This window comes from Microcoleus sp. PH2017_34_RAT_O_A, assembly GCF_020737885.1.
Classification (GTDB): Bacteria; Cyanobacteriota; Cyanobacteriia; order Cyanobacteriales; family Microcoleaceae; genus Microcoleus.
The window spans coordinates 1-7,846 of sequence record NZ_JAEQDD010000164.1 but is presented as its reverse complement, the minus strand read 5'-3'; the positions used below and the strand labels follow the sequence as shown (position 1 = coordinate 7,846).

Sequence of the window (7,846 nt, the reverse complement as noted above, 5' to 3'; positions counted from 1 at the left end):
CGGAAAGAAAGGTTATCCGACTTTCAAGAAAAACAGTCGCTCAGTTGAGTATAAAGTCAGCGGCTGGAAACTCTCAGAAACTCGGAAGCAAATCACATTCACTGATAAAAAGGGAATTGGCAAGCTCAAACTAAAAGGAACGTGGGATCTCAATTTCTACCAAATCGATCAGATTAAACGAGTTCGTTTGATACATCGCGCTGATGGTTACTACGTTCAATTTGCAATCAGCGCCGACAACAAAGTAGATGCAGCACCAGTAGGTAAAACAGTTGGACTAGACGTGGGACTGAAAGAGTTTTATACAGACTCCGATGGTCATGTTGAACCGAATCCCAAGTTTTATCGAACAAGCGAGAAACGGCTGAAGTTTCGGCAACGCCGTGTTTCTCGCAAAAAGAAAGGCTCTGCCAACCGCAAGAAAGCAATTAATCGATTAGGACGAGTACACCTCAAAATAAGTCGGCAACGTGAAGAACACGCTAAGAAACTGGCGCGTTGCGTAATCCAATCTAACGATTTGGTCGCTTACGAAGATTTGAGAATAAAGAATCTAGTAAAGAATCACTGTCTCGCTAAATCGATTAATGACGCAGGTTGGTATCAATTCAGAAAGTGGTTGGAGTATTTTGGTGTGAAATTTGGTCGGGTAACGGTTGCCGTTAATCCTGCTTATACTTCACAAAAATGTTCAAATTGCGGTGCAATCGTAAAAAAATCCCTATCCGTAAGAACCCACGTTTGTGAATGTGGATTTGTTATGGATAGGGATTGGAACGCAGCGATTAATATTCTGAAATTAGCCTTGAGTACGGTAGGGCATACCGGAACTTGGGTTTTAAGCCCGAACGCTTTGGGAGATTTGACCTCTACTTTGGCTGGAGAAATCCTGTCTGAGCAAGTTGAGTCTATGAACAAAGAATCCCCTCGCCTTTAGGCAGGGGAGTGTCAAACAGCTTCCCAGGCCCGGCGGCGAGGCGCAACAGCTTTTTTTCGGGAATTGCAGCAGCAAACTTGACAGGAGGCGCATCTAGCTGCAAAGCTCGAATCAGCACAGCGCTACCCACTCCCTCCGCATCCGTCACCACGTTAAAACAGTGATACATCCCGTAGATAAAGTAAACGTAGCCGATACCCGCACGCCCGAACATCGCCTGATTGCGAGGAGTCTGCTGTCGGTAAGCGTGACAAGCGGGATCTCCCGGGGCGTAAGCTTCTGTTTCCACAATCATTCCCCGAATAATCTCCCCGTCAGGAAACTGGCGCACCAGAGTACAGCCCAGCAAATCAGGCGCTACGCTGGTAGATGTCCGCGCCAGCCAAAAAGATTCTACAATCTGAGTATTTGCACTCATTCAACAGGAGACAGTAAATTATGGACGTTAAGTTAGTTTTAGCAGTCTTGACAGCAGTTTTCACCGTGTGCTGTTTGTTCTTCGGCACAAAAAACGGCTTCTACGATAGTGACAAGTATCACGGTAACGGTTCTGCTCACTAATTTTAGCTGGTAATTACTGGCCTAAAAAACCGCTGTCTGCTATTGAGACAGCGGTTTTTTTATGAACCGCAGAGGCCACAGAGGACACAGAGAAAGAGAAAATAGAGAACAGAAAGAATGAAAAGCAGTTGAGAAATGATGATACAGCAGGTTACTATATTTGCTGAAATTAAGGATGAATGTTGCCATCGGGCATTTTAGTTTCCTGCATTGTAGCATTCTCAAAATCCGCGCATCCCGGAAGATTGAAACGCATTGTGGCTCCTCGGTCTGTTGATTTCATGTTAAAACCAACTACTGCATTTTCTGGGTTATTCTTTTCGGGTACGGCACTAACTTTAAAATCCATATTTGCTGCTTGACCATTAGTATCAAGATTGAAACTTATGCCGCTACATCCCAAATCAGAACCTGTCAGGTTGGCTTTATTCAAGTTGGCATTTTTTAAGTTAGCATTCGCCAGTTTTGCTCCTGATAAGTTAGCACCTTCTAGGTTGGCTCCCTGCAAGTTAAATCCTTGTAAGTCCATTCCCTTCAAGTTGACATTGCTGAGATTGCATTCTGGACACTGTTTGGTCTCCAGCAATTGCTTGACTTGGTTTTGCTGGTTAAAATCAGGTATGTATTTGGTTGCAGCTAATAAAAGGGCGATCGACAATCCAGCAGTAATTATATTTTGGATTTTCATAAAAATTCTGAAAAGCCACTGTGGCTTTCTATCTCGGTTAATTATTCATACAGCAGTGCGATCGACATCTCCAGAATTTCCACAAAAAAATTGCCACCATTTCAGACAAGCACGGAGGCGCAGTTAAATCCCGCCGGACTGATAAATCCCGCCTTCTCTCCCTCACCAGTGCTGCTTTTGGTTTCGGACTCGCCCCGTCCGGCTGCTTCACTTCGCTTTGGGCAGCCCACCAACAAACAAATTTTGCCGACTCCTACGCGGATGCTGGAATGTTCGGCAATCTGACCCCCGCCAGCGAAGATCCCTACGGCGATCCGGCGGATGAGGAAACCGCTTAAATCGAGTAAGTTGGCTAGAAAAATTACATGGTAAGCAAAATCACCCCCGCAGGGGTGATTTTTTGCCAGTTCTTTTCGTAGTTGTCAAAAACGGAGAGGGTGGGATTTGAACCCACGGAACCTTTCAGTTCACCTGATTTCAAGTCAGGCGCATTCGACCACTCTGCCACCTCTCCAGGCGCATAGATTTTATCATACCAGCAATTGCCGCTAACTACAAGCAGTAGCAGATTCAGTCTGCCGGTAAAGAATTTGTTCTCTTTGCACCGCGAAATCTTCCCCTACCCAGACTAAAGACATTTCCGACACTGTTCCTTTTTCCAGCAGGACGATCGAGAAATTCCGCAATTTCGAGCACTCTCTCTCCACAATAATTCGCGGTACGCTGGCCGCATTCAAATACACCGTACCCTTCGCACTCACCACTGACTTCCGCAACTCGTGCTTAGTATGTCGCAGTTGATGGTGCATATGACCAAAAGTTACCAGCGGTACGTGCTTTCCGGCGCTGCGAGTTCGATCGATCGCCTCAGCAAAATCCGGGTCGCCCCAATCCCCTCCCAACGGCTTCCAATCACGCCCGCAGGGGTCTTCAGCAGCCTCTCCCAGCCCCGTCGGGCCCGTGTGACCAAGAAAAATCACATTTTCGCAGTCCGCATCTGCCGCCGCCCCTGCAATTAGCCTCGCCGACTCCTCAAAACTTTCTACGCCAAACCACTCCGAATAAAAATCGTTGTACTTCCACTCCGAACCCCCCCAAGTAAACGGGCGGCTTCCTACCACAGTTATGTCCAATTCGGGAAAATCCAGTTTCCCGTAACCGACGTGGGCTTCTCCCATTAAATCTAACTGCTGTTTTACCCGATTCTCAACGGTGCGATCGTACGGACACTGACTGCGGCCCCACTCCGTCGCCGTGTACCAAGCGTCGTGGTTCCCAAACACTGCTGCTTTCGGAATGTCCAAAGATGCGATCGCCCGCACCACCTCCACCGACTCGTTCCCAAAATCCCCCACAAACAGCGCCAAATCAACGCCAAGATGCTTCAGGGCCTCGCCGTCTTCCGCTTCCCAGCGATCGTGAACGTCCCCCACCACCGCAATTTTAATAGATTTAGTCTGATTCATTTGATTTGTCATGCGCGATCGATCCCTAGCCCCTTCTTCTTCAGCATAAGAAACAGCGACCAATTTTTGCACTCTCCCCCAGCCAATTTTAGATTTTAGATTTTAGATTTTAGATTATTTCAACCCAACCACCCGCTTACCACCGTTTTTGGTGAATTCAACTATAATTCAAAATATTAAGTCCAGCCGCCACCTTCCCCGGAATATTTTAACTGTGTTTACCACCGCACCTGCTCAAAACTTGACCCAAACCAGACTGCCCGACGACTTGTTTGCAGCAATTAACGCCCTCAAACAAGAGTTGAACGCCGTCATTCTCGCCCACTACTACCAAGACTCCGACATTCAAGACATCGCAGACTTCATTGGCGACTCCCTCGAACTTGCCCGCAAAGCCGCCAACACCAACGCCGATGTCATAGTTTTTGCCGGAGTTCATTTCATGGCAGAAACCGCAAAAATCCTCAATCCCCACAAATTAGTATTGCTACCAGACTTAAATGCTGGGTGTTCCCTCGCCGACAGTTGCCCGCCCGAAGCCTTTGCAGCTTTCAAAGCCGATCGCCCAGACCATTTAGTTATTTCCTACATTAACTGTACCGCCCAAATCAAGGCAATGAGCGACATAATTTGCACCAGCTCCAACGCCGTCAAAATTGTCAACCAAATTCCCGAAAATCAGCCGATAATTTTTGGGCCCGATCGCAATCTCGGCCGTTACGTCATCGAACAAAGCGGCAGACACATGGAACTCTGGCAAGGAGCCTGCATCGTCCACGAAAACTTTTCAGAAAAAAAGATAGTTCAACTCAAAATCGAAAATCCCGAAGCCGAAATCATCGCCCATCCAGAATGCGAACCTCCGGTACTTCGCCACGCCAATTATATCGGTTCAACCACCGCTTTGCTCAAATATTCTCAATCCAGTGCCAGCCAAGCTTTTATTGTCGCAACTGAACCGGGAATCATTCACCAAATGCAAAAGCAAACACCGCACAAACACTTCATCCCCGCTCCTCCTAACAATAATACCTGTGCTTGCAACGAATGCCCGCACATGAGATTAAATACTTTGGAAAAATTGTATCTAGCTATGAAAAATCAAACCCCCGAAATTACTATGTCTCAAGAACTGCAACGAGCAGCCTTGCAACCTATCCAGCGAATGCTAGAAATGAGCTAACGGTTGACAGTTGACAGTTGACAGTTGACAGTTGACAGTGTTTTAGGATGGGTTGAATCCAGGGATTAAATTAGTAATCGCGGACGCGAAAAAATCGGTTTCTCCGAAAAATTATTGTGGACGCAGGCGGCGCAGAAACCGGGTTTTTAGCCCCCCCTGCGTCCGGGACTGCATTAGGTCATTTCTTTAAAAATTATGAATAATCTATGATTTCCGAAAAACTGATTGTTTTCACCCGCTATCCCGAAGCGGGCAAAGCCAAAACTCGACTAATTCCTGTGCTGGGAAAAACAGGTGCTGCCAACCTGCACCGATTGATGGCCCAAAAGGCGATCGCCCGCGCCCTCTCTCTTCAAAACTCCCGCCGATTATCAGTGGAAATTCACCACACAGGTGGCAACCAACAACAGATGCAAGACTGGTTGGGAACAGATATTATTTATCAAAATCAAATAGACGGCGATTTGGGGGCAAAAATGACAGCAGCGTTTCAAAAATCTTTTAATTCAGGGGTTGACAAAGCTGCAATTATAGGAACTGATTGTCCCGATCTGAAAGCAGAAATCATGGCACAAGCTTTTGACAAACTGAGCCAGCACGATTTAGTTTTGGGCCCGGCAACAGACGGCGGTTATTATCTAATCGGGCTGCGCCGATCGATACCGGAATTGTTCAGCGGAATTAAGTGGGGAACCAGTGAGGTATTTTCTTCTACGCAGGCGATCGCCCAAAATCTTGACCTCAATATTGCTTATCTTCCCACTCTTGCAGACATAGATTTGCCGGAGGATTTGCTGCGTTTAGATATTAGTATTTTGAAATAAATAAACTATATTTAACTTCTCTGATTCATTAAAAATTGTCATCTATAAATCATAAAAAATACTTGATTGTGAAACCACAACGTCATACTATAGTAAATGTATTTGTCTAACCAAATGCAGCGGTTAGACAGCGCTTGCGACAATAGTCGCAAGCGCGAGAAAAAGCCAAAAATTAGCAAATAAATTAGTAAATAATCAAACTAGGGACAGTTTTTGATTGTCAATCTTAGAATCAGGGTTTCAGGGCGATCGAGAACGAGGGCAACGCTTGCCAGACACAGGAATTACCTGCGGGAAATCAAGGGTTTCAGACGAGGAACTCAAAAGGCAAGTTCGCGATCGCACTTTGCGACAAGAGTGAAACCCGGTTTCTTCGTATATTTATCGTGACCAGAGAGTAAAATTCGTAGAAACCCGGTTTCTATCCGCCCCATGTGTCAGCCATCAAACTGTCGCTACCTGTTGAAATAACAGATAAGCTTTGTACAAAACCCGCCCTCTCTCTCTCCAGCGGTGATCGATTCTCTATGCCGCCCGAAAATCTCAATCTCAAAATTTCCATTATCATTCCCGTCTTAAACGAAGCAGCTACAATTGCCTCAGTCATTTCCACCGCCCAAAATGCCAAAAATGTTGAGATTATCGTCGCCGATGGCGGCAGCAACGACGGTACCGCAGAAATAGCAACATCTTTGGGCGTCCGAGTTGTCTCCAGTAGCCAAGGCCGCGCCACTCAAATGAATGCAGGTGCGGCCTTGGCTACTGGAGATATTCTGCTGTTTCTCCACGCAGACACTCTTTTGCCTCCCGGCTACGACTCTGGCGCACGCCTTGCACTAGCCAAACCCCAAACAGTCGCCGGGGCCTTTGAACTCAAGATTGATGCCCGCACGCTCTGTCTGCTGCTCGTAGAAATAGGAGTAAACTGCCGATCGCACTTTCTGCAAATGCCCTACGGCGATCAAGCCATTTTTCTTTATTCAGCTATCTTTGACCAAATCGGCGGTTTTCCTGACTTGCCCCTCATGGAAGACTTTGAATTTGTACGCCGGTTGAAAAAACAAGGCCGCATCCAAATCGTACCCGAGCCCGTGTTGACATCCGCCCGCCGCTGGCAGCAGCTTGGGGTACTCAAAACCACCGCCATCAATCAAATAGTAATTATTGCTTATTTTTTCGGAGTGTCGCCCGATCGACTCGCTTTCTGGTATAGGAGACAAAAGAAAAATTCTTCCCAAAACTAAAGAATAGTGAACTTTTCTAAAGCTAGCTGCCAATTATGCAAATAGGAAACACGTCCCTGCGTAAAATATGACTTGAACGCCTCAATTTTTACGCACAGCGAGGAAAAAGAGAATATGGCCGATCCCAGAGATGCAGAGCTTATTAAACCCTTTAACGGCGACCCCTTCACGGGTCATCTCGCAACTCCCATCAGTGCTTCTGATTTCACACAAGCATTCATTGGGAATTTGCCCGCCTACCGCAAAGGACTCTCACCCCTAGTTCGAGGTTTAGAAATCGGTTTGGCACACGGTTATTTCCTTGTCGGCCCCCAAATCGTCTTAGGCCCACTGCGGGATTATCCAGAAGCAGCTAATCTCGGCGGATTAATTACAGCCCTCGTCTTAGTTCTGCTCGGCACAACAGGTATGTCTGCCTACGGTTTAGTCTCTTTCAAAAATGACAATAGCAGCTACCCGAGCGCCAATCCCATGACTCCCGAAGCCCTGAAAACCGGCGAAGGCTGGAGCCAGCTCACTGCTGGTTTCTTCATTGGCGGAATGAGCGGCGTCTTTGCTGCCTACTTCTTACTCGAAAACTTTAACGGCATCGATGCCATTTTCCGGGGTTTAGTCAACAATTAGACTCCACTCCCAAATATCCCTGTTGCCACACACTAACTTTAGTTTGGAGATTTTGATATGACAGGTTCCTACGCTGCTTCTTTCTTGCCTTGGATTTTGATTCCGGTTGTTTGCTGGCTGATGCCGGTTGTGGTAATGGGTTTGTTGTTTATTCACATTGAAAGCGACGCCTGAGCTACTACCTAGCTAGCGATTAAATAGACAAGGTGGTACACTTGTAGACAAATCTACGATGTACCATTTTGTTCAAACCCTGCGCGATTCCCAAAAAACCTTGGATTGTCAGTAAAGACACTCGCTTGCGCTGGGATGTTTCGGG

At 46.7% G+C, this 7,846-nt stretch carries 12 protein-coding genes and 1 tRNA gene; 9 read left to right on the top strand and 4 right to left on the bottom strand.

What is annotated here, in order from left to right; translation table 11 throughout:
- On the top strand, nt 1–937 hold a 937-nt coding region (locus tag JGK11_RS31855), incomplete at its 5' end, for a transposase (RefSeq protein ID WP_293214374.1).
- Here JGK11_RS31855 and JGK11_RS31850 read toward each other — a convergent pair.
- Nucleotides 909–1,355 carry a DNA-3-methyladenine glycosylase gene (locus JGK11_RS31850; RefSeq protein ID WP_325315971.1) on the bottom strand — a complete coding sequence of 149 codons (447 nt, stop codon included), beginning with the start codon at nt 1,353–1,355 and terminating at the stop codon, nt 909–911. The genes JGK11_RS31855 and JGK11_RS31850 overlap by 29 nt on opposite strands.
- A 20-nt stretch (nt 1,356–1,375) precedes the next feature.
- On the opposite strand from JGK11_RS31850, the gene JGK11_RS31845 reads away from it, so the two are divergent.
- The gene (locus JGK11_RS31845) at nt 1,376–1,498 is read left to right on the top strand and encodes a hypothetical protein (protein ID WP_096830678.1); all 123 of its coding nucleotides are present in this window, start codon (nt 1,376–1,378) and stop codon (nt 1,496–1,498) included.
- 169 nt (nt 1,499–1,667) lie between these two features.
- On the opposite strand, the gene JGK11_RS31840 is transcribed toward JGK11_RS31845, so the two are convergent.
- Nucleotides 1,668–2,186, bottom strand: coding sequence for a pentapeptide repeat-containing protein (locus JGK11_RS31840; protein ID WP_293214372.1), 519 nt, complete (start codon nt 2,184–2,186; stop codon nt 1,668–1,670).
- Between JGK11_RS31840 and JGK11_RS31835 the strand changes: the two genes are divergently transcribed.
- A complete protein-coding gene (locus JGK11_RS31835) occupies nt 2,175–2,471 on the top strand; it encodes a hypothetical protein (protein WP_293187134.1) in 297 nt (98 codons plus the stop codon). The two genes, JGK11_RS31840 and JGK11_RS31835, sit on opposite strands and share 12 nt — an antisense overlap.
- Nucleotides 2,472–2,615: 144 nt before the next feature.
- On the opposite strand, the gene JGK11_RS31830 is transcribed toward JGK11_RS31835, so the two are convergent.
- Nucleotides 2,616–2,700: transfer RNA gene (locus tag JGK11_RS31830), tRNA-Ser, on the bottom strand.
- Nucleotides 2,701–2,734: 34 nt separating this feature from the next.
- Entirely contained in the window at nt 2,735–3,652 is a 918-nt protein-coding gene (locus JGK11_RS31825; RefSeq protein ID WP_293214376.1) for a TIGR04168 family protein, read from the bottom strand.
- 214 nt (nt 3,653–3,866) lie between these two features.
- Here JGK11_RS31825 and nadA point away from each other — a divergent pair, with 214 nt between their 5' ends.
- The 6 genes from nadA to JGK11_RS31795 all read left to right on the top strand — a co-directional run bounded on the left by nadA (nt 3,867) and on the right by JGK11_RS31795 (nt 7,701).
- Nucleotides 3,867–4,835, top strand: coding sequence for a quinolinate synthase NadA (gene nadA, locus JGK11_RS31820; RefSeq protein ID WP_293187137.1), 969 nt, complete (start codon nt 3,867–3,869; stop codon nt 4,833–4,835).
- Nucleotides 4,836–5,041: 206 nt separating this feature from the next.
- Nucleotides 5,042–5,659 (top strand): TIGR04282 family arsenosugar biosynthesis glycosyltransferase, encoded by a 618-nt coding sequence (locus tag JGK11_RS31815; protein WP_293187133.1) that lies wholly within the window; start codon nt 5,042–5,044, stop codon nt 5,657–5,659.
- A gap of 217 nt (nt 5,660–5,876) precedes the next feature.
- Entirely contained in the window at nt 5,877–6,020 is a 144-nt protein-coding gene (locus JGK11_RS31810) for a hypothetical protein (RefSeq protein WP_293187132.1), read from the top strand.
- A 166-nt stretch (nt 6,021–6,186) separates the two neighbouring features.
- Nucleotides 6,187–6,903: a TIGR04283 family arsenosugar biosynthesis glycosyltransferase gene (locus JGK11_RS31805; RefSeq protein ID WP_293187131.1), complete on the top strand. Its 717-nt coding sequence runs from the start codon at nt 6,187–6,189 to the stop codon at nt 6,901–6,903.
- Between the two features lie 114 nt (nt 6,904–7,017).
- Entirely contained in the window at nt 7,018–7,527 is a 510-nt protein-coding gene (locus tag JGK11_RS31800; RefSeq protein ID WP_293148482.1) for a photosystem I reaction center protein subunit XI, read from the top strand.
- Nucleotides 7,528–7,584: 57 nt separating this feature from the next.
- Nucleotides 7,585–7,701, top strand: coding sequence for a photosystem I reaction center subunit VIII (locus tag JGK11_RS31795; protein WP_293148481.1), 117 nt, complete (start codon nt 7,585–7,587; stop codon nt 7,699–7,701).
- The last annotated feature ends 145 nt before the right edge of the window (nt 7,702–7,846 follow it).